Source organism: Mesorhizobium sp. M7A.F.Ca.US.007.01.2.1 (genome assembly GCF_003998165.1).
In the GTDB taxonomy this organism is placed as follows: Bacteria; Pseudomonadota; Alphaproteobacteria; order Rhizobiales; family Rhizobiaceae; genus Mesorhizobium; species Mesorhizobium ciceri.
Map to the genome: position 1 here is coordinate 1 of NZ_RZQP01000069.1, position 21,100 is coordinate 21,100.

At 62.9% G+C, this 21,100-nt stretch carries 15 protein-coding genes; 9 read left to right on the forward strand and 6 right to left on the reverse strand.

Going from position 1 to position 21,100, the window contains the following annotated elements; all coding sequences use genetic code 11:
* Positions 1-27: 27 nt before the first annotated feature.
* Positions 28-1,464, reverse strand: a complete 1,437-nt coding sequence (locus EN949_RS14950; RefSeq protein WP_027035719.1) for a glutamine synthetase family protein — start codon at positions 1,462-1,464, stop codon at positions 28-30.
* Positions 1,465-1,609: 145 nt separating this feature from the next.
* Between EN949_RS14950 and EN949_RS14955 the strand changes: the two genes are divergently transcribed.
* Positions 1,610-2,323: an HAD family hydrolase gene (locus EN949_RS14955; RefSeq protein ID WP_063170071.1), complete on the forward strand. Its 714-nt coding sequence runs from the start codon at positions 1,610-1,612 to the stop codon at positions 2,321-2,323.
* Positions 2,324-2,406: 83 nt separating this feature from the next.
* On the opposite strand, the gene EN949_RS14960 is transcribed toward EN949_RS14955, so the two are convergent.
* From EN949_RS14960 to aceA, 3 genes are all read right to left on the reverse strand, one after another.
* Positions 2,407-2,811 carry a response regulator gene (locus EN949_RS14960; RefSeq protein WP_244506851.1) on the reverse strand — a complete coding sequence of 135 codons (405 nt, stop codon included), beginning with the start codon at positions 2,809-2,811 and terminating at the stop codon, positions 2,407-2,409.
* A 278-nt stretch (positions 2,812-3,089) separates the two neighbouring features.
* A complete protein-coding gene (locus tag EN949_RS14965) occupies positions 3,090-3,332 on the reverse strand; it encodes a hypothetical protein (RefSeq protein WP_006202762.1) in 243 nt (80 codons plus the stop codon).
* 58 nt (positions 3,333-3,390) lie between these two features.
* The gene (gene aceA / locus EN949_RS14970) at positions 3,391-4,680 is read right to left on the reverse strand and encodes an isocitrate lyase (RefSeq protein WP_063170072.1); all 1,290 of its coding nucleotides are present in this window, start codon (positions 4,678-4,680) and stop codon (positions 3,391-3,393) included.
* Between the two features lie 229 nt (positions 4,681-4,909).
* On the opposite strand from aceA, the gene EN949_RS14975 reads away from it, so the two are divergent.
* The 6 genes from EN949_RS14975 to EN949_RS15000 all read left to right on the forward strand — a co-directional run bounded on the left by EN949_RS14975 (position 4,910) and on the right by EN949_RS15000 (position 11,922).
* Positions 4,910-6,352 carry an XRE family transcriptional regulator gene (locus EN949_RS14975; RefSeq protein WP_127365726.1) on the forward strand — a complete coding sequence of 481 codons (1,443 nt, stop codon included), beginning with the start codon at positions 4,910-4,912 and terminating at the stop codon, positions 6,350-6,352.
* A gap of 150 nt (positions 6,353-6,502) precedes the next feature.
* Positions 6,503-7,453: a DMT family transporter gene (locus EN949_RS14980; protein WP_127365728.1), complete on the forward strand. Its 951-nt coding sequence runs from the start codon at positions 6,503-6,505 to the stop codon at positions 7,451-7,453.
* Between the two features lie 340 nt (positions 7,454-7,793).
* Positions 7,794-8,891, forward strand: a complete 1,098-nt coding sequence (locus tag EN949_RS14985; protein ID WP_013530248.1) for a polyamine ABC transporter substrate-binding protein — start codon at positions 7,794-7,796, stop codon at positions 8,889-8,891.
* An 84-nt stretch (positions 8,892-8,975) separates the two neighbouring features.
* Positions 8,976-10,115 carry an ABC transporter ATP-binding protein gene (locus EN949_RS14990; RefSeq protein WP_063170074.1) on the forward strand — a complete coding sequence of 380 codons (1,140 nt, stop codon included), beginning with the start codon at positions 8,976-8,978 and terminating at the stop codon, positions 10,113-10,115.
* A gap of 9 nt (positions 10,116-10,124) precedes the next feature.
* Positions 10,125-11,099, forward strand: coding sequence for an ABC transporter permease subunit (locus EN949_RS14995; protein WP_063170075.1), 975 nt, complete (start codon positions 10,125-10,127; stop codon positions 11,097-11,099).
* A gap of 4 nt (positions 11,100-11,103) precedes the next feature.
* Positions 11,104-11,922 (forward strand): ABC transporter permease subunit, encoded by an 819-nt coding sequence (locus EN949_RS15000; RefSeq protein WP_013530251.1) that lies wholly within the window; start codon positions 11,104-11,106, stop codon positions 11,920-11,922.
* Between the two features lie 18 nt (positions 11,923-11,940).
* Here EN949_RS15000 and EN949_RS15005 read toward each other — a convergent pair whose 3' ends face one another.
* Positions 11,941-13,794: an AsmA family protein gene (locus EN949_RS15005; RefSeq protein ID WP_024505753.1), complete on the reverse strand. Its 1,854-nt coding sequence runs from the start codon at positions 13,792-13,794 to the stop codon at positions 11,941-11,943.
* 289 nt (positions 13,795-14,083) lie between these two features.
* Between EN949_RS15005 and EN949_RS15010 the strand changes: the two genes are divergently transcribed.
* Positions 14,084-16,042, forward strand: coding sequence for an acetoacetate--CoA ligase (locus EN949_RS15010; protein ID WP_063170466.1), 1,959 nt, complete (start codon positions 14,084-14,086; stop codon positions 16,040-16,042).
* Positions 16,043-16,366: 324 nt separating this feature from the next.
* Here the strand turns inward: EN949_RS15010 and EN949_RS15015 are convergent, their stop codons facing one another.
* Positions 16,367-20,149, reverse strand: a complete 3,783-nt coding sequence (locus EN949_RS15015) for a PAS domain S-box protein (RefSeq protein WP_127365729.1) — start codon at positions 20,147-20,149, stop codon at positions 16,367-16,369.
* Between the two features lie 248 nt (positions 20,150-20,397).
* Between EN949_RS15015 and EN949_RS15020 the strand changes: the two genes are divergently transcribed.
* A complete protein-coding gene (locus tag EN949_RS15020; protein WP_013530255.1) occupies positions 20,398-20,856 on the forward strand; it encodes a phasin in 459 nt (152 codons plus the stop codon).
* Positions 20,857-21,100: the final 244 nt, after the last annotated feature.

The following is a 21,100-nucleotide window of genomic DNA, read 5'->3' on the forward strand; positions in this document are numbered from 1 at the left end:
CCCCTACTCCCCTACTGCCCTACTCCCCTACACATTCAGCAACAAATACTCCCGCTCCCACGGACTGATCACTTCCATGAAGGTCTCGAATTCCGCGCGCTTGATCGCCGCATAGGTCGCGGCGAACGACTTGCCCAGATGAGCGCAGAGTTCCTCGTCGCCCTCGAACAGGTCGACGGCTTCGAGCAGGCCGCGCGGCAGGTCGATCTCGTCGGCATTGGCCGTTGTCAGGACCGGGGGCTCGGCCTTGATCTTGTTGGTGATGCCGATCAGCCCGCAGGCAAGCGATGCCGCCAGCGCCAGATAGGGATTGGCATCGGAGGACGGGATGCGGTTTTCGACGCGCCGTGCCGCCGGATCCGAGCGTGGCACGCGAAACGCCGTGGTGCGGTTGTCATAGCCCCATTTGTTGTTGACCGGCGCCGACGCCGCCTGTGTCAGCCGGCGGTAGGAATTGACATAGGGCGCGAACATCACCAGCGCGTTCGGCACATGCTTCTGCATGCCGCCGATAAAGTGGAAAAAATCGTCGGTTTCCGAGCCGTCAGCGGCCGAAAAGATGTTCTGTCCGGTCTTCTTGTCGATGATCGACTGATGGATGTGCATGGCGGAGCCGGGTTGCCCCTGGATCGGCTTGGCCATGAAGGTGGCGTAGATCTCGTGCTTCAGCGCCGCCTCGCGAATGGTGCGCTTGAACATGAACACCTGGTCGGCCAGTTCGATCGGGTCGCCATGGCGCAGATTGATCTCCAACTGGCCGGCACCTTCCTCGTGGATCAGCGTATCGATCTCCAGGCCCTGGCTTTCGGAGAAATGGTAGATGTCGTCGATCAGTTCGTCGAATTCGTTGACGCCGGCGATCGAATAGCCGGCGCCGCCGCCGATCGCGCGTCCCGACCGGCCGACCGGCGGGGTCAGCGGATAGTCCGGGTCGGGATTCTTGCGCACCAGGTAGAACTCGATCTCGGGCGCCACCACAGGCTTCAGGCCGAGCTTGTCATAGGCGGCCACCACACGCTTCAACACGTTGCGCGGCGTGAACTCGACCGAGCGTCCGTCCTGGTGGACGAGGTCGCAGATGACCGCGGCCGTCGGGTCTTCTTCCCAGGGCACCACCGTCAGCGTCGACAGGTCGGGCATCAGTTTGAGGTCGCCGTCGTCTTCCGGGTAATGGAAGCCGTTGCCATCCTCGGGGTAGCCGCCGGATATCGTCGTCATGAAGACTGCCGACGGCAGCGCCAGCGAGGTGTTGGAGGTGAATTTCTTCGATGGCATCATCTTGCCACGCGCGACGCCTGCCTGATCGGGCGTGATGCACTCGATGTCCTCGATGCCGCGCCATTCCAGCCAGGCGCTGACTTCCTTCCAGTTCTTGACGCCTCGTTGGTTTTTCACGAAGGCAGGCGTGCGGGCGCGTCCTCCGCGGCTCGACGGACGGACTTCCTTTTTTGCAGGCGGCATCATTCACCAGATTGGGTTGCGGATTGTGGAGTATAGCCGCGCCCTCCTATGGAAGGGAAGGGGAGCCGCGTCGGGCATTGCCCGGTGCGGTTGAAAAACACGCCAATCGGCTTAGTTTCGGCCGTCCCAATTCCAATCGAGGCGTTCAATGCGGCGCAATGACAAACTGACGACGATCGGCTTCGACGCCGACGACACGTTGTGGCAGAACGAGCAGTTCTTCCGGCTGACGGAAAAGCGCTTTGCCGCCATGCTCGTCGACCATGGCGAAGCGGAGCACATCTCGGCACGATTGCTGGAGGCCGAAAGGCGCAACCTCGCTGTCTATGGCTTCGGCATCAAGGGATTTACCCTGTCGATGATCGAGACGGCGATCGAGGTCACGCAAGGCCGCGTGCCGGGCTCGGTCATAGCGGAGATTCTCGATGCCGGCCGCGAGATGCTGAGCCATCCGATCGAGGCCTTGCCGCACGCCCGCGAGACGGTCGAAAAGCTTGCCGGCGCATTCCGCCTCGTGCTGATCACCAAGGGCGACCTCTTCGACCAGGAGCGCAAGCTGGCTGGCTCAGGCCTGGGCGATCTGTTCGACGCGGTCGAGATCGTCAGCGACAAGAATGCCGCCACCTATAGCAGGCTCTTCAACCGCCACGGCGATGGTCCGGCGAAAAGCATGATGGTCGGCAACTCGCTGAAGTCGGATGTGGTGCCGGCCATCGAGGCCGGCGGGTGGGGTGTTCATGTGCCGCATGAACTGACCTGGGTGCTGGAGCATGTCGAAGCGCCGGTAACCGAATCGAGGTTCCGCCAGATATCCGATCTCGGGCAACTGCCCGGACTGATCGAAAGCATCATCGATCCCTGATCGCCGGGCGATCCGTGGTCGCCCGGCCTTACCTGGTTTCGATTCCGGACGGAAAAACCGCTACACACTTTCCCGCAATTGCCTCAGCGGCCGATCAGGCGATCGATCACCGGTTGCAACCGTTCGGGCGTGATCGGCTTGGCGATGACCACATCGATGACACCAGACAAGCCCAGACTTTCCGTGGTGCCATTCTTGGTGGACAGCAGGATTACCGGTGGCAGCGATTTGCCGGAGGCGCGGCGCAACGCGTCGATGCTGGACATCAGATTGTCGCAGTCCTTGTTGTCGGCGCCGCCGTCAAGGACAACCGCGCCGGGAATGAGCGACCGCAAGATCCTTGCCGCCGTGTCGGGAGATTCCGAAATCGGCTTGAGCCCGGATCGCTCGACGATCTTTGAAATCACCACGCGATTGATTGGCGACCTGCCGACGACAAGCACCTGCGACGGATCACGGATCGCCTCGGCGGTTGAGCCGCGGGTCACCAGATTCGGATGTCTTGGAGTCTCGCCTTCGCGATTCACCGGGCACACAAGTCAGCCAAGAAGCTCGCCCCTATTTCAATGCAGAGTTGAATCCGGAGCGCAATTGGCGTGAGATCGCAGCCTATGTCAAGTTGAAATAAAAGTGCCCGAAATCATCGCCGGGACAGTGAATTTCAAGCAACGCTACTGTACTCGACTGTCCACACGTGCATTTCATAAAAAGAAAATTCACCTGCGCAGGGGCTGCGCAGGTGAAGGGTCGGTTGCATGGATTTCAGTCAGCCGTGGCTCTGCTGCGTGACGATCACCGGGATCAGCAGATCGCCCCAGTTGCCGTCGCCGCCGTGATGTCGTGCCGAGCGCACGAGTTCCACCGAGACGCCCGCCTCGACCGCCTTCATAACCGACTGGTTGAGGCGGTGCAGGTCGTTGGCCAGCATGCGGATCGTCGCCTGCTGGTCGACGCTCATCGTCGTCGACTGTTCCTCGGCGCGTTCCTTGACGCGGCTTATCGATGCCATTGGTTTTCTCCTTGTGTCCCAAGCCCTGTCGGGCGTTTACTCTGAGTTTTTCTGTTCGCTATTCGGCGGCCGGTTTGAACTGCGCGTGCTCCGTCGATTCATGCATGGCGGTGGTCGACGACTGGCCGCCGGTGATCGCCATCGACACGGCGTCGAAATAGCCGGTGCCGACCTCGCGCTGATGCTTGGTCGCGGTGTAGCCATCGGCCTCGGCCGCGAACTCCGCTTCCTGCAACTCGGAATAGGCCGCCATCTGCCGCGCCTTGTAGCCGCGCGCCAGTTCGAACATGCCGTAGTTGAGCTGGTGGAAGCCGGCGAGCGTGATGAACTGGAACTTGTAGCCCATGGCGCCGAGCTCCTTCTGGAACTTGGCAATCGTCGCGTCGTCGAGGTTCTTCTTCCAGTTGAACGACGGCGAGCAATTGTAGGCGAGCAGCTTGTCGGGATGGTGCTTGCGCACGCCCTCGGCGAATTTCCTGGCCTGCGCCAGGTCGGGTTTCGAGGTCTCGCACCAGATCAGATCCGCGTAAGGCGCATAGGCGATGGCGCGGGCAATGCAGGGCTCGATGCCGTTCCTGACATGATAGAAACCCTCAACCGTGCGCCCGGCGTCGTGGTCGACGAAAGGCTGGTCGCGCTCATCGATGTCGGAGGTGAGCAGCTTGGCGGCTTCCGCGTCGGTGCGCGCGACGACCAGGGTCGGCGTGCCCATCACGTCCGCCGCCAGGCGCGCGGCGTTGAGGTTGCGGATGTGCGCCGCAGTTGGGATCAGCACCTTGCCGCCGAGATGGCCGCATTTCTTTTCCGACGCCAACTGGTCCTCATAGTGGACGCCGGCGGCGCCCGCCTCGATGAAGGCTTTCATGATTTCGAAGGCGTTGAGCGGCCCGCCGAAGCCGGCTTCGGCGTCGGCAACGATCGGCGCGAACCAGGTTTCGACCGAAAGCCCATTGCCTTCGGAGGTCTCGATCTGGTCGGCGCGCTGCAGCGTCCGGTTGATGCGCTTGACCAGTTCAGGCGCCGCATTGGCCGGGTAGAGCGACTGATCCGGATACATCGCGCCAGCCGTGTTGGCGTCGGCGGCAACCTGCCAGCCCGACAGGTAGATCGCTTTCAGCCCGGCGCGCACCTGCTGCATCGCCTGATTGCCGGACATGGCGCCGAGCGCGTTGACGAAGTCCTCCTCGTGGATGAGCTTCCACAGCCGATTGGCGCCCATTTCGGCAAGGCTCTGGCGGATCTGCACCGAACCGCGCAGACGCTTCACATCCGCCGCCGAGTAGGGTCGTTCGATACCGTCGAAGCGACCTTCCGGCGCCGATGGGACGAGGTTGTAAAAATCAGTCATTGGTCACTCCGAGGAATTGCTGATCTGTGTCAAGGCGTCAATCATTTGGGGGTAGTTGGGTATGACTGGATTTACATTTTTGCGTGAAATCAGCCACAAAAAACAGATAAACTGAGAGGATATAAGAGAAAACCTGTGTTGCGTTTGACAGAAGTGCGTTGTAAATTTGTCATTATTGTAAAAGGCCCGTGCCCAGGAAATTCGTGTAAATTGCTGTAAAGGACAGTCCGTGGCTGACCAGAAGATCTTCGCCGGGCCGCGCATCCGCCGCATTCGTAACGCCAAGGGCCTGACCCAGACGGCGATGGCCGAGGGTCTCGGCATTTCGCCGTCCTACCTCAATCTGATCGAGCGCAACCAGCGGCCGCTGACGGTGCAGCTGATCCTCAGGCTGGCCTCCGTCTACAAGGTCGATCCACACGAGCTGCAGGGCGAGGCGAGGGGATCTGTCGCTGCCTTGAAGGAAGTGTTCACCGATCCCCTGCTGGTCGGCGAGTTGCCGGGTGATCAGGAACTGATCGAGCTTGCCGAGGCGGCGCCCAATGCGTCCGCGGCCGTGATAAAGCTGTTCCGCGCCTATCGCGAGCAGGCCGAGCGCCTGTCCGACCTCAACGAATTGCTGGCACGCGAGGGTCGGGCGACGGCGCTCTCCGGCGCCCGCCTGCCGATCGACGAGGTGCACGAGATTTTCGAGCGCCGGCCGAACCATTTCGCTGCCCTCGAGGAGGAGGCCGCGGCGTTCACCTCGGTGCTCGATCCCGGCGACGATCTGTTCGGCGCGCTGAAGGCCTGGCTGAAGCGCGAATATGGCATCGTGGTCAAGGTGCTGCCGGTCGCGACCATGCCGAACTGGCGCCGCCGTTACGATCGTCATTCGCAGCGCCTGTTCCTGTCCGAACGCCTGTCGCCGTTCGACCAGTTGCGCGAAGTCGCGATGGAGGCCTGCCTGATCCGCATGACGGTCGCCGTCGCCGTCGAGATCCAGGCGCTCAAGCTGAGCACCGACGAGGCGCGCCGCCTGGCCCGCTTCGAACTTGGCCGTTATGCGGCGCATGCGCTGATGATGCCCTATCAGGCCTTTCACGCGGCTGCCGTGCGCGCCCGCTATGACATCGATGTCCTGCGTTCGCGCTTCGGGGTCTCCTTCGAACAGGCGGCCAACCGGCTGACCATGCTGCAGCGGCAGGGTGCCTCGGGCGTGCCGTTTTTCATGCTGGAGGTCGACAATGCCGGCAACCGCTTCCGCAAGGCCGGCAGCCAGGGCTTTCCTCAAAGCCGCTTTGGCGGCGGCTGTCCCAAGCTGCCCGTGCATGTCGCCTTCACCCAGCCCGGCCAGGTCTTCGTCGAGGCAGTGGAAATGCCCGACGGCGCCGAGTTCCTGTGCATCGCCCGTACGCTGGAAGGGCCGCAAGGCGCATTCTCGGAACGCCCGCGCCGCACCGCGCTGCTGCTCGGTTGCGACATCGGCTTTCGTGACGACATCGTCTATGGCGCGGCATTGCCCGGTGCGGCAATCACCGCAAAGGCCGGCACCGTCGCGGCGACGCCGGTCGGGCCTGCTTGCCGGCTTTGCGAACGCGTCGGCTGCCTGGCACGGGCAGAACCGCCGGTGACGCGCCCGCTCGGCCTCGACGAGATGGTGACGGGCCTGAGTGCTTTCGATTTTCAGTGACGCCGTGTTCTTCTGAAATGGAGCAAGGTGCCACAATTGTCGGCGGCCGCTGGCTCAGTTCCGGCCTGCGCCTTTGCGTTACGCGAACAGAGCATCTTTTTGTCGTCCCTTGCGCATCGTCCCGTCCACAAGAGCCCGACAGTGGCAGCCATGATCGATACCGCATCGCCGATCGTCGCATCGCCAGCCGTCTCGCCGCGCGAGGAGCGCGTCGGCATGCTTTTGGTCTTCCTCTCGGCGCTGATGTGGAGTTTCGGCGGCGCCATCGCCCGCTTCATCACTGTCGGTGACAGCTGGACGGTCATTTTCTGGCGATCCGTGTGGGCAGCCGCCTTCCTGGTCTGCTTCATGGTTTGGCGTGACGGCTGGCGTGGCATGCTGAAGCTGTTCCGTGACATGGGGTTGCCCGGCCTTGCCGTCGGGATCTGCTTTGCCACGGCATCGACCGCCTTCGTCGTGGCGCTCGCCTACACCACCGTCGCTAACATCCTTTTGATGCAGGCAGGCGTGCCGTTGCTGGCGGCGCTGTTTGCCTGGGCATTGTTTCGCGAAAGGGTTGGTGTCGCGACCTGGGTGGCAATCGCCGCCGTCATCACCGGCGTCGCCATCATGGTGTCGGAATCGCTCGATGGCGCCGTCTCGCCCATGGGCGATGGGCTGGCGCTGTTGATCGCGGTCATGTTTTCGGTCGCCACCGTCATCACCCGGCGGTTCTCCGGCGTGCGCATGACGCCGGCGACGTGCCTCGGCACCATGCTCGCGGCCGGCTTTGCCGTCTCGCAGGCATCGACCCTCGCCGTATCTGGCAGTGACATGGGCTTTCTGTTTGCCTTCGGCGTGGTCAATCTCGGCCTCGGCCTGGCCTTCTTCGCCACCGGCGCGCGACTGATCCCGGCGGCCATCGCGGCGCTGCTCGGCACGTTCGAGCCGATCCTCGGCCCGATATGGGTCTGGCTCATTCATTCCGAGGTGCCGTCGGGGCGCACCATCATCGGCGGCGCGGTTGTGGTCACGGCGCTGCTCGTCCATATCGGGCTCGAATTCAAGCGCCAGGCAAGGCCCGAACGCGCAGGGGTCACCGGGGTGCCGTCACCTAATTGAAGCGGCCTGCAGCTTTGCCATTGACAACGTCGCTGCGGCACGGGCAGGCTGGGAATACGGCAACAACAAGACAGGCGTATCTTGCCAAGTCTCCCAGCCGGTCCGATCGGGACCGGACCATATCGTCGTATCTCTGCCCGCGCCATGGCGAAAGCCTCTGACGGTATTGGCACGCCTCCCAGGCCGCCTCAGGGGCATCCAACCATCTCATCGAACCGCCTGCATGGTCTCGGCAGTTCGCGCTTGTCGCCCCTTGGAAAGCTCAATAGTCTGAAGAAAATGCCGGTCGCGCTGATGTCGCGACGAGCCGGTGAAGGAACACTCATCAAAGGAGAATAGCATGATCCGCAAAGCGCTCTGGCTTTCGGCAACGTCGGCATTCCTGACATTTTTCACCGTCGGCGGTCACGCCGAAGATCGTGTCGTCAACGTCTTCAACTGGTCGGACTACATCGACAGTTCGATCATCGACGATTTCACCAAGGAAACCGGCATCAAGGTCGTCTATGATACCTTCGATTCCAACGAAATCCTTGAGACCAAGCTGCTTGCCGGCGGCAGCGGCTATGACGTCGTCGTGCCCAGCGGCAATTTCCTTGCGCGCCAGATCCAGGCCGGCGTGTTCCAGAAGCTCGACAAGTCGAAGCTGCCCAACATTTCCAACATGTGGGATACGGTTTCGGAACGCACGGCCAAGTACGACCCCGGCAACGAATACTCGGTCAACTACATGTGGGGCACGGTCGGCATCGGCTACAACATCAAGAAGGTGCAGGCGGCACTCGGCACCGACAAGATCGACAGCTGGGATGTCTTCTTCAACCCCGACAGCCTGGCCAAACTGAAGGACTGCGGCGTCTACGTGCTGGACTCGCCGGCCGACATCATTCCGGCTGCACTGAAATATCTCGGCCTCGACCCGAACAGCACATCGCCCGACGATATCGCCAAGGCCGAGGAGACCTTGCTCAAGGTCCGACCTTATATCAGGAAGTTCCATTCCTCCGAATACATCAACGCGCTCGCCAACGGCGATATCTGCCTGGCCGTCGGCTGGTCGGGTGACGTGTTCCAGGCCCGCAACCGCGCGGTCGAGGCCAAGCAGGGCGTCGAGATCGGCTATTCCGTGCCGAAGGAGGGTGCGCAGATGTGGTTCGACCAGATGGCGATCCCTGCCGACGCGCCGCATGTCGCGGAGGCGCTCGAGTTCATCAACTACATGATGAAGCCGGAAGTTATCGCCAAGTCGTCGAACTACGTGCTCTACGCAAACGGCAACAAGGCTTCGCAGCAATTCGTCGACAAGGCACTGTTGGAGGATCCCTCGGTTTATCCCGATGCCGAGACCATAAAGAAGCTCTACACCGTCTCGCCATACGATCCCAAGACCCAGCGCGTCATCACGCGCACCTGGACCAAGATCGTCACCGGCCAGTAAGCAATCCGACACGGTCCCGGCAGCCACCTGCCGGGACCGTTTTTACCTGGGGCAAGAAGCAAGAAAATCAGGACGGAGTGGGACATGAAATCGCTTGGCAGCATCCGCAGGGATTTTGCACCGTGGAACGACCCGAACGCCAAGCCGTACATCCAGTTCGACAACGTCACCAAGAAGTTCGGTGACTTCACCGCCGTCAACAATCTGTCTCTGACCATCTTCGAGCGCGAGTTCTTCGCGCTGCTCGGTGCTTCCGGTTGTGGAAAGTCGACGCTGCTCAGGATGCTCGCCGGCTTCGAGGAGCCGACAGCCGGCCGCATTCTGCTCGATGGCCAGGATCTGCGCGGCATCCCGCCCTACCGGCGGCCGGTCAACATGATGTTCCAGTCCTATGCGCTGTTCCCGCATATGACGGTCGAGAACAACATCGCCTTCGGCCTCAAGCAGGACGGCATGCCGAAGCCCGAAATCGCATCGCGCGTTGCCGAGATGCTGAAGCTGGTCAAGCTCGAGCAGTTCGCCAAGCGCAAGCCGCATCAACTGTCCGGCGGCCAGCGCCAGCGCGTCGCGCTCGCCCGCTCGGTCGCCAAGCGGCCGAAGGTGCTGCTGCTCGACGAGCCGCTCGGCGCGTTGGACAAGAAGCTGCGCGAAGAGACGCAGTTCGAACTGATGGACCTGCAGCAGAATCTCGGCCTGACCTTCGTCGTCGTCACCCACGACCAGGAAGAGGCGATGACCATGGCCGATCGCATCGCCATCATCGACAAGGGCGAGGTGATGCAGGTGGCAACGCCGGCCGAAGTTTACGAGGCGCCGGGATCGCGTTTCGTCGCTGGCTTCGTCGGCAACGTGAATATGTTCGAGGGCAAGATCGCGCGTGGCGAGGCGGGCAGCGCCTGCATAGACGCCGGCAACGGCATCACCATCCGCACCGACAATGCCGGCACCGCCGGGGCCGGGACGGCCGTCACCTTCGCCATCAGGCCCGAAAAGATCAAGGTGTCGTCGAAGAAGCCGGCCGAGGCCGTCAACGCCATCGAGGGCGAGGTCTACGACATCGCCTATCTCGGCGACATGACCGTCTATCATGTCAGGCTGGACGACGGCCAGGTGGTGCGCGCCAGCACCATGAACGCGGCCCGCATCACCGAGGATCCGTTGAGCTGGAACGACCGCGCCTGGGTTTCCTTCCGGCCCGACGCCGGCGTCGTGCTGACGCGGTAGGGGGCGACCATGTCGAGCGCCGCCGTCACCACAGCATCAGCCTCTCCGGCATCCAATGCCGGCAGATCCATCCTTGCCAGGCTGGGTGCTGCCTTCGTTGGCCGACTGGTCATCATCATCCCGTATGTCTGGCTGCTGTTCTTCTTCCTCATTCCGTTCGTCATCGTCTTCAAGATCTCGCTGTCGCAGACGGCGATCGCCATTCCGCCCTATACGCCGGCGCTCGATTTCAGCGGCGGTATCTCAGGGTTCCTGGCTCAGCTGAAACAGCTCAGCCTCGACAACTACACCTGGCTGACGCAGGACGCGCTCTACTTCAACGCCTATGTGACCAGCGTCATCATCGCCGCGGTCTCGACGGTCCTGACATTGCTCGTCGGCTACCCCATCGCCTACGGCATGGCGCGCGCGCCGGCGACGATCCGCCCGACCTTGCTGATGCTGGTCATCCTGCCGTTCTGGACCTCGTTCCTGATCCGCGTCTACGCCTGGATCGGCATTCTCAAGCCCGAAGGGCTGCTCAATCAGCTGCTGCTCGCCACCGGCATCATCCACCAGCCGCTGATCATCCTCAACACCTATACGGCGATCTTCATCGGCATCGTCTATTCCTACCTGCCGTTCATGGTGCTGCCGCTCTATTCCGCTCTCGAGAAGATGGACTATTCGCTGATCGAGGCGGCCAAGGATCTCGGTTGCCCGCCGACCAGTGCGTTCTGGAAAATCACCTTCCCGCTGTCGCTGCCCGGCGTCATCGCCGGTTGTCTGCTGGTGTTCATTCCGGCTGTCGGCGAATTCGTCATTCCCGATCTGCTCGGCGGATCGCAGACGCTGATGATCGGCAAGACGTTGTGGAACGAGTTCTTCGCCAATCGCGACTGGCCGGTATCGTCGGCCGTGGCCGTCATCCTGCTGTTGCTGCTGATCGTGCCGATCATGCTCTTCCAGCGGGCTCAGGCGCGCGCTCAGGAAATGGACAGGTGACCTCATGAACGCCACCTGGAGCCGCTTCAACATCACCTCGATCGTGCTTGGCTTTGCCTTTCTCTACCTGCCGATCGTGCTGCTCATCGTCTTCTCGTTCAACGAATCGAAACTGGTCACGGTCTGGGGCGGTTTCTCGACCAAATGGTACGTCTCGCTGTTCCACAACCAGGGTCTCATGGACGCGACCTGGGTGACGGCGCGTGTTGGCCTGATCTCGGCCACGGTTGCGACGGTGCTGGGCACGCTGGCGGCACTCACCTTGACCCGCTACACGCGCTTCAAGGGCAGGGTGCTGTTTTCCGGCATGGTCTTTGCGCCGCTGGTCATGCCGGAAGTCATCACCGGCCTGTCGCTGCTGCTGCTCTTCGTCGCCGTCGGGCTCGACCGCGGCTTCCTCACCGTGACGCTCGCCCACATCACGCTGACCATGTGCTTCGTCGCCGTGGTCGTGCAGTCGCGGCTCATGACTTTCGACCGCTCGCTGGAGGAAGCCGCGATGGATCTTGGCGCCACGCCGGTGAAGACCTTCTTCCAGATCACATTGCCGGTCATCATGCCGGCGATCGTCTCCGGCTGGATGCTGGCTTTCACCCTTTCGCTCGACGATCTGGTCATTGCCAGCTTCACCTCGGGGCCGGGCGCGACGACGCTGCCGATGAAGATCTACAGCCAGGTTCGCCTCGGCGTGACGCCGGAAATCAACGCCGCCTGCACCATCCTGATCGCCGTCGTGGCGATCGGCGTCATCATCGCCTCGCTTGCCAACAAGCGGCGTGAGGTGCAGCGCCAGCTCGACGAGCAGGCCGCGCAACGCGGCTGAAGACGAAAACGCGACCGCTTATTCCCCCGAAACGCCGCGGCTGATCGGGGAAATGAACGGCGTGCTCCAGGTTCCGCCGACGAAGAACGACGACTGGTTGGGGCCTTGCTGGCCGTTGGCCTGCGTTGCCGCCTGATCCGGCTGAATGACGCCGCCGGACAAGGCCAGTCCGCGCCCGGCGTAGGACGCGATGCCGGACAGCCAGATCTTGTACTTCGCTGAATTGGCCTCGGCCTTGTCGATTCGCGCCACGCCCTTCGAAATGGTTGCCTTGATCTCGGCACCGTCGATCGGCAATGTTGCGTCGGAGACATCGTCGAGCGCGAAGAAGCCGCCCTGTTCGGTATGTTTGAGGAAGGCCGGCAGGTTGAGCTTGCTCAACGCACCCGGCCCGAAGGTCGCCGAGACCGAGCCGTCGGCATTGTCGAAGATGGAATCCCAGGTTCTGCCCGGCCCCTTGAGGATCACCGAGACGGTGCCCGTGCCGACCGGCACCAGCCGCGTCATCCCTGCCGCCGTGCCGAAAGCACCGCCGTCGATGTCGGACGCCAGAAGGCGGATTTCGACTTGCGAGCCTTCCGGCTTGCGATCGAAGCGAAGGCTGGTCTGGATGTTGCCGCCGAAGGCCGAGGCATCGGAGATGTCGAAGACGGACAGACCATCCTTGACCTGTGCGGTGGCGGCGACGTCGGCGAGCTGGATCGGCCCCGCCGTGGCGTGCGCCGCCGACAGCCTGAGATCGAGATTGATCTTGTCGGCGAAACTTGTGTCGATTTCGCCAGGCCCCGCCCCTCCGGTCGGCACCAGCGGGGTGAAGGCCGACAGAAACGATCTGAGGTCGAGCGTGTCGAAGGCGAGCGTGCCGGAGATCACCGGTTGTGCTTCACCAAGCGAGAGGTCCAGCGCACCCATCCCCGGATTGTTGTCGAGTGCAATCGCCGTGTTGTCGAACTTGACGCGCCCGCCGGTCGCGGTGATCTTGCTCGAAATGCTGACCGAGCCGATCGCCGCACCCGGAGCGATGCCGGCCTGCGACCATTCCAGGACACGCCGCAGCGAGGGTGCCGAGAACTTCGCTTGACCGTCGAAATAGGTATTTTCAGACATGCTGGCCGTGCCGTCGAACGAGAAGGTGGCGGGCGCCGCCTTGAAGGACAGTGTCAGCGGCGCCGTGCCGCCGGCAAACAGCACAAGCGGTTTGGCCGAGGCGACGTCCAGCGCGACGCTTTCGCCCCGCCAGATGCCGGTTGCCGACAGCGTCGCATTGCTGTTCATCGCCGCCCAATTTGCCTGACCGTTCAAACTGCTCAGGATCTCGACGTCCTTGCCGCCGATGGAGGCTACCATGCGGCCGTCACGAAACTCGACCGTGCCGAAGGTGTCGGTAGGCAGCTTGTCGAGGTCCGGTTTGGCGGGGTCGGCGTTGACCAGGCCGCGCGCCGTGTCGATGGAGCGCGTGATGCGCCCGCCGGTCGGGACAGCGGGTAGGAAAAGGCCGGCAGGCGTGCGCTGGACCCGGATCGTCGGCCGCACCAGCCGCGCCGTCGAAAACACCACGTCGCCGCGCAAGGCCGCCATGGCGGAAAGGTCGACCTCGACCCGTTCTGCCTCGACCACCGGCGGCGCCTCGGTGTCGGTCCATTGTGACAGCGTCACATCGGTCAGGATGGCGCGGAATGTCGGCCAGACCTCGATACGCGGCGAACCGTCGATGGCGACACGGAAGCCGCTCCACGCACTCATTTCCCAGGCGATGCGGTCGCGCACGATACGGGTGGAGGCAATCAGCGGCAGGGCGGCAACGACCAGCGCGACGACGATCACGGCAGCGCCGATCGCCCATATTCCGCGCCGGATCATAGATGATGGCATATGGCCCCGTATGCTTCCATTCCGACAATCGCCCGACGGGTGTAACCCCAGGTGTCACCACGACCCCGGTCGTCACCACGGCCCCGGTCGTCACCACGACTCCAGTCGTGACCAGGACTTCCGGCCGTCACTACGACTTCAAGTTGTCACTACGACTTAGGGCTGAGGCATTTCAAGTCTTTATGGCCCGGCGATGGCATTTGCGCACATCTGGTCGCATCAGCCGAACAAAATCTTGCTCTGCTGCGCTGCGATATGCATAAGCGATGGCGACCGTGGAGGAACGATCATGGCTGCCGAACAACCGCTCTGGACCCCGACGCAAGACCAGATTGACGCAGCACCCTTGACCGCCTTCACCAAAGCCGCCGGAGTCAAAGCCGGCGTAGCGTTTTCCTCGTATTCGCAGCTTCACGCCTGGTCGGTCGAGGACCGTGAAGGGTTCTGGAGCCTGGTCTGGGATTTCTGCGGCATCGTCGGCGACAAGGGCGACAAGCTGCTCGTCGACGGCGACAAGATGCCCGGCGCTTCTTTCTTTCCCGATGCGACACTGAATTTCGCCGGGAATCTGCTGAAGAAGACCGGCTCAGGCGACGCAATCGTGTTTCGCGGCGAAGACAAGGTCGAGCGCCGGCTGTCCTGGAACGAGTTGCACGCGCTGACCTCGCGGCTGCAGCAGCTTTTCCTGTCGCTCAAGGTGAAGAAGGGCGACCGCATTGCCGCCATGATGCCCAACATGCCGGAGACCGTCGCCGCCATGCTGGCCGCCGCCTCGGTCGGCGCCGTCTGGTCGTCCTGCTCTCCCGATTTCGGCGAGCAGGGCGTGCTCGACAGGTTCGGCCAGATCGAGCCCGTCGTCTTCATCGCGCCGGATGGCTATTGGTACAATGGCAAGGCGATCGAAGTCGCCGACAAGATCGCCGCGGTCGCGGCCAAGCTCGGCACTGTCCGCAAGATCCTGGTCGTCGACTATCTCGGCACATCGAGCGATGTCGCCGGGATCATCGACAAGGCGGTGGCGCTGGAAGAGGCGCTGTCGCCCTTCGCCGGCAAGCCCGTCGCCTTCGAGCCGCTGCCGTTTTCGCATCCGCTTTACATCCTGTTTTCGTCGGGAACGACCGGCATTCCCAAATGCATCGTCCATTCGGCCGGCGGCACGCTGATCCAGCATGTCAAGGAACACCGGCTGCATGCCGGTCTCACCGACGGCGACCGCTTTTTCTACTTCACCACCTGCGGCTGGATGATGTGGAACTGGCTGGTGTCGGGGCTCGCTTCGGGTGCGACGCTGCTGCTCTATGACGGTTCGCCCTTCTACCCCGACGGCAATGTGCTGTTCGATTTCGCCGATGCCGAGAAGATGACTTTCCTCGGCACCTCGGCCAAGTTCATCGATTCCGTGCGCAAGGCCGGCCTCAAGCCGATCCGCACGCATGATCTGTCCACTGTGCGGGCAATCTCCTCCACCGGCTCGCCGCTGTCGCCGGAAGATTTCCGCTTTGTCTATGACGGCATCAAGAAGGACGTACATCTGGCCTCGGTCTCCGGCGGCACCGACATCGTCTCCTGCTTCGTGCTCGGCGTGCCGACGCAGCCGGTCTGGACCGGCGAGATCCAGGGACCCGGCCTCGGCCTGGCCGTCGATGTCTGGGACGACGACGGCAGGCCGGTCCGACAGGAGAAGGGCGAGTTGGTCTGCGCAAAAGCCTTTCCGGCGATGCCGATCGGCTTCTGGAACGACCCCGATGGCAAGAAGTACCGGGCGGCCTATTTCGAGCGCTTCGACAATGTCTGGTGTCATGGCGATTTCGCCGAATGGACCGAGCATGGCGGCCTCATCATCCATGGCCGCTCCGACGCCACGCTCAACCCGGGCGGGGTGAGGATCGGCACGGCGGAGATCTACAATCAGGTCGAGCAGATGCCTGAGATCCTGGAAGCATTGTGCATCGGACAGGACTTCGACAACGACGTGCGCGTCATCCTGTTCGTGCGCCTGGCCGCCGGCGTGCAGCTCGACGAGGATCTGGAAAAACGCATACGGGCAAAAATCCGTAGCGGCGCGAGCCCGCGTCACGTGCCGGCAAGGATCGTCGCCGTCACCGACATCCCACGCACCAAGTCGGGCAAGATCACCGAGCTTGCGGTGCGCGACGTGGTGCATGGCCGCGCCATCAAGAACAAGGAGGCGCTCGCCAATCCAGAGGCGCTTGAGCTGTTCAAGAACCTGCCGCAATTGGCCGAGTAGCTGCTAATGCATGTCGCTCAAAAGTGGCCCGGTTTTGAGGCAACGACACGTATGAAAAAGTGACTTCGGAATGGTTAACGAAATATCTCGCTAGAATTTACCTAGATTTCATGAGTGGTACACATTCGTAAATTTTCCGGCGCCCCGGTAAGGGGTTGTTAAGGTCCGGCGTCGATAGTCGCAGGTAACTTGAGGGAGAAATCCCGTTCCTCAGCCCCGAGGATCCGAATTCGCTCAAGCCCCCGTTGTGACAGCAATCCCATCTCTTAAGGCGCCTTTGGGCGCCTTTTTCTTTTTATCGGGATCGAAGCGTGGAGGGCTGATCTATTCCGCGAGCACACGGGTCGATGGAAAAGCGACCTCGACCAAGGTGCCTTCGCCCGGGGTCGAATTGATGGTGAACCGGGCACGGTTGGCTTCCACCATCGCTTTGGTCAAAGGCAGTCCAAGCCCGGTGCCGTCGCCGCGTCCGCGCTTCAGCGCGTTGATCTGCTTGAACGGCTTCAGCGCCTGCTCGATCTCGGCATGGCTCATGCCGATGCCGGTGTCGCGCACCCGCATGACGACGTCGCCCGACGTCTCATAGGCGGTCGAGACGATCACCTGGCCGCCGGCCTGGGTGTAGCGGATGGCATTCGACAGGATGTTGAGCGCGATCTGGCGCACGCTGCGCAGGTCCGCCACCACTTCCGGCAGCCGCGAAGCGAAGCTGGAGCGGATGATGACCCGTTCGCGATTGGCCTGCGGCTGCATCATCGCCACCGTCTCGGCCAGCGTGTCGTTGAGCGACACCGCCTCATAGGCCATCTCCTGCTGGCCGGCCTCGATCTTGGAGATGTCGAGCAGGTCGTTGACCAGGTCGAGCACATGATTGCCCGAGCGGTTGATGTCGCGCAGATAGTCGCGGTAGCGGTCGTTGGCGACAGGTCCGAACTTCTCGTCGACCATCAGTTCGGAAAAGCCGATGATGGCGTTGAGCGGGGTGCGGATCTCGTGGCTGATGCGGGCGAGGAAATCGGTCTTCTGCGAGGACGCGCGCTCGGCCACCGCACGTGCCTGCGTCAAGTCCTCTTCGGCCCGCTTCCACTGCGTGATATCGCGAACGACGGCGCAGAAGCCGCTGTCGTTGGGCAGCCGGCCGATGGTCATGAACAGCGGAATGAAGCGGCCTTGCGATTCGCGACCGATCACCTCACGGCCGTCGTTCATGACACTCGCCACGCCGGGCTCGGACAGTCCGTTGAGATAGTCGCGTGCCGCGCGCTGACTTTCGATGGCAAACAGCGAGGCGAACGGCTTGCCGGTCACATCGTCGCTGTCGAAGCCGAACAGTGCTTCGGCCGGCCGGCTGATCGATCGGATGGTGCCGTCACGGCCGATCAGCACGACGCCGTCGGTGGCGGTGTCGATAATGGTGCGCATCTCGGCGATGCGCGCCTTGAGCTCGGAAATATCCGGCTGCGTCTGCTCGTCGCCAACCACATGCAGGCTCGCCGGCGCATCATCCTCGCCGGAGCGTCGCACGACCAGCATCAGCGCCTTGCCGTCGCGCCAGGGGACAGAGCGCAAAATGGCCTCGATCGGGAATTCCTGTCCATCACGCGTCTTCAACCGCAGCGCGCGATCGGTGCCGTCGGAAACGCCGTCGTCGGCATAGGGGTCGGCAAACAACGCGCCGAGGCCGCCGGCATCCGCCAGATCGTCGAGCGCCTCGTAGCCGGTCAGGCTGAGGAATTCCTCGTTCGCATAGTGCAACTGGTCTCCGGAATGGATGAGCAGCGGCACGGGCAGCTTACCGAGCAGCGACGTGTCCGGGGCCTTGTGTTCATCTCCGGCGGAAAACGCCGACGGCACGAACCCTTCGGCCTTGAGCGGCGGAACCTGCAGGCGAGGGCGCTCGACGCGTATTTCCGCAGCGTCGCCTGCATTGACGGCCTGCGCGGCAACCGCCTGCTCGTCAGGCGATGCGGCTTCCTCGTCGGGCTGCGCCCAATCCTCGCTGTCTTCGGCATCGCGAAAATCTGCTGACGTCATGCTGTCGTCATCGAGGACATCATGTGTCGCGTCAGTGGCTTCAGGCTCTTCGCCGGGCGAAACCGCAGCGGTGTTCTCTGGTTCCGCCGCCACGGGGCCACGTTCGTCATCTTGGCCGGCATAGTCCAGCAACGAGCCCGTCACATTCATCCCAGGGGGGGCTTCACGAGCCGCTTCGTCCGGGTGACCGTCAAGCCGTGCCAGATCCTGCTCGTCTTCGGCATCGACATCGGTCTCGGATGGCTCGACCGGTTCGTTCTCTGGCCCTGACGCAGGGATGCCGCCGGTGCGCATCGGGTCGTCGGACGCCTTGACCGGAGCCTCGGTCTCCGCTGCCGACGCCTCAGCAGTCTCAGTCTCTGGTGGCTCGACCGGAGCACTCTCCTTCTTCAGCCGCTCGCCGATTTCGCGGAAGGCGCTGCGTTCCAGGGTCGAGAGGCCCTTGTCGTTGGCTGGCTGGCGATGTTCGGCGAGCCGGATCACCTTGTCGGCAAAGCGCCGCTCCTGTTTCGGCACGATGGTCAGCGCCGGCACCTCGCCCTTGAACGGATCCGATGCCTGAGCGTCCTCGGCCCTGGGCTCCTCAGCGTTCGGCTGTTCGGGCGCGGGTTGGATGACTTGCGGTTCCGGCGTTGCCGGCGCCCGGCCATTGGGCACCAGCGCCATGCCGATGGCCTCCGGATCGACGACCGCGTCGCTGGCGCGGGCAACGCCGAAGCCGCGGAAACCCTCGAAGGCGCGGCTGCGCCCATAGACAGGCAGCGCCGCCAGGTCGACGGGTATCTTCAGATCGGTGCCGACGACCGGCCACAGCACGGAGCGTCCGGACCAGGTATCGCGCCGTTCGAGGAGCCCCGATATCTCGCCCGAGGGGTCGAGGCCGAATGTGGCGGCGACATCCCTGAAGCGTCGGCCAATCACGTCGGCCGCCGGCTTGCCGACGATGTCGGCGAATTCCGGCGACAGCGCGCTGAACTTGCCTTCGGCATCGGTGCGCCAGACGAAGCGCACCGGCGCCGCTGCGCGGTCTATCGCCGAGACGGTCGTCGGCGTGGCCGCGGAGGTGGACTGGACTTCCAGGGCCGCCGGTTCTTGAGGCGCTTCAGGTCCGGACGCAGCTGGTCGCGGCGCCTGTTCCCCTCCGTCCTCGCCGGCGTTGAAGTACCAATGGTCGTGTTGCGCCGGTGTGGGCTCTGCTGCCGCCTGATCGCTGTTGGCAGCCGTCGGCGCCTGCCCGATCACGTCGGTGATCGCATGCGGCTGCGATGCGGCGACGTCCTCGGTCGGCAGTGCGGCGCCTGGTTCCTCGGTCGGCGTCTCGCCACCCTGTTCCGGCTGCGAAGCCGCATCGCCAGCTGGTGCCGCCTCGGCAATGGTTTGCGTGAGGTGTTCGCCCGCAGGGGCTGTGTCGTCGAGCTGGTCCTCGTCGATCACCACCAGCAGATGCCGCTCCTCGGTCAATCTTGCCAGCCCCGCCGGGTAGGAGGCCGTGCCGCCCGGGACAAGGCGCTTGACGATGCGGTCGCTCTCGGCTGCGACGTCGGCAACCAGTGCTGCCAGCGTCTCCGGCAGGATGCCCAGTGCCGAAAATCCTTCCGAGGCCGCCTCAACGTTGCCCCTGGCATCGACAAAGGCGATGAAATGACCATCCTCGGTGAAGCCGCTAATGGCGCGCGCGGCGATTTCGCCGGCACTGCGTGACCCTGTCTGAGCCGCCGGCACTGCCAGCATGATCGCCTTCTCGGCGTCCGGCATGGTCACCGCACTGGCCAGGAAGCCGACGGCGCGGCTGGTCATGCCGGTCGCCAGCCGCACCATGATGGCGCGGTCGCTGCCAATCTCGGGAAATCCGCTGGTCGCCATGATCTGGCGCCTGGCGATCACGGGCAACTGCGCCGAGGCGCCTATGATCGCCTCGATGTCGGGATAACCGAACATCGCGGCTCCTGGCCCATTGGCCCAGATCACCTGCTCCAGATCCGCCGACAGGATCGCGATCGCGTCGCCTGCGGCAAAGCGCTGGCGGACCGCGTCGAGCACGGCGACATCAAGGAAGGAATATTCGGACGGCATGCGCTTGGCGGACCTCACGGAGCGGCGATTTTGCAGTTAACGCTTTGTTAATAAAAGCCGGAGGCGCGAAGGTCCACAAGCCAGAACGTGCAAAGGCTGGAATCTGGGCTCTTGGTTAACGGCCCAAAAGAAATTTATGGTGCACTGCAACAAAGATATTGCAATGCACAAAATTTGCCTTTATATTGCCATCATACATGAACGAGACGGCTTTCTGTCAAAGCCGCTGCCGCTGAAAAGGATGGAAAATGTCCAGGACCAAGACCGCCGAGACGATCGAAAACGTTGAATTCCCGAGCTTCGACGCTTCCAAGGCCACTGACCAGATTCGCGCTTTCGCCGAAAAGGGCGTTGAGCAGTCGAAAGAGGCTTATGCCAAGCTGAAGACCGGCGCCGAGGAGACCCAGAAGGCTCTGGAGTCGACCTACGAGACCGCCAAGACCGTTTCCAACGACCTGTCGCTCAAGACCATCTCCGCTTTGCGTGCCAATGCCGAGGCCGGTTTTTCCCACCTCGAAGCCCTGATCGGCGCCAAGTCGCTGTCGGAAGTCGTCGAGCTGCAGACCGCCTTCCTGCGCAAGCGCGTCGAATCGACCGTCGAGCAGGCCAAGGACTTCCAGGCCGTTGCCTCCAAGGCCGCCGAGGACGTCTCCAAGCCGATCAAGACCGCCTTCGAGAAGGCGATGAAGGAAATCAAGGTTGCCTAACATTTGCGCATGATCTGAAGATGCAACAAAAGGTCGCATTTTCTTAAAAACGATCAGGTGTATGATGGCAGCCATCAAGGAATACCCGGTGAGTGGAACCTCCTCCCTCTGCTCCCCGGGGTGACCAGCCAGCACCTCCTCCCGCTGGCTCGTAACAGAAAAAGGCCGGCACCTCCTCCCGCCGGCCTTTTTCTTTGTCCGTCGCCTGGTCCTTGCCTGCGCCTTCTTGCCGGGCGAATGCCGC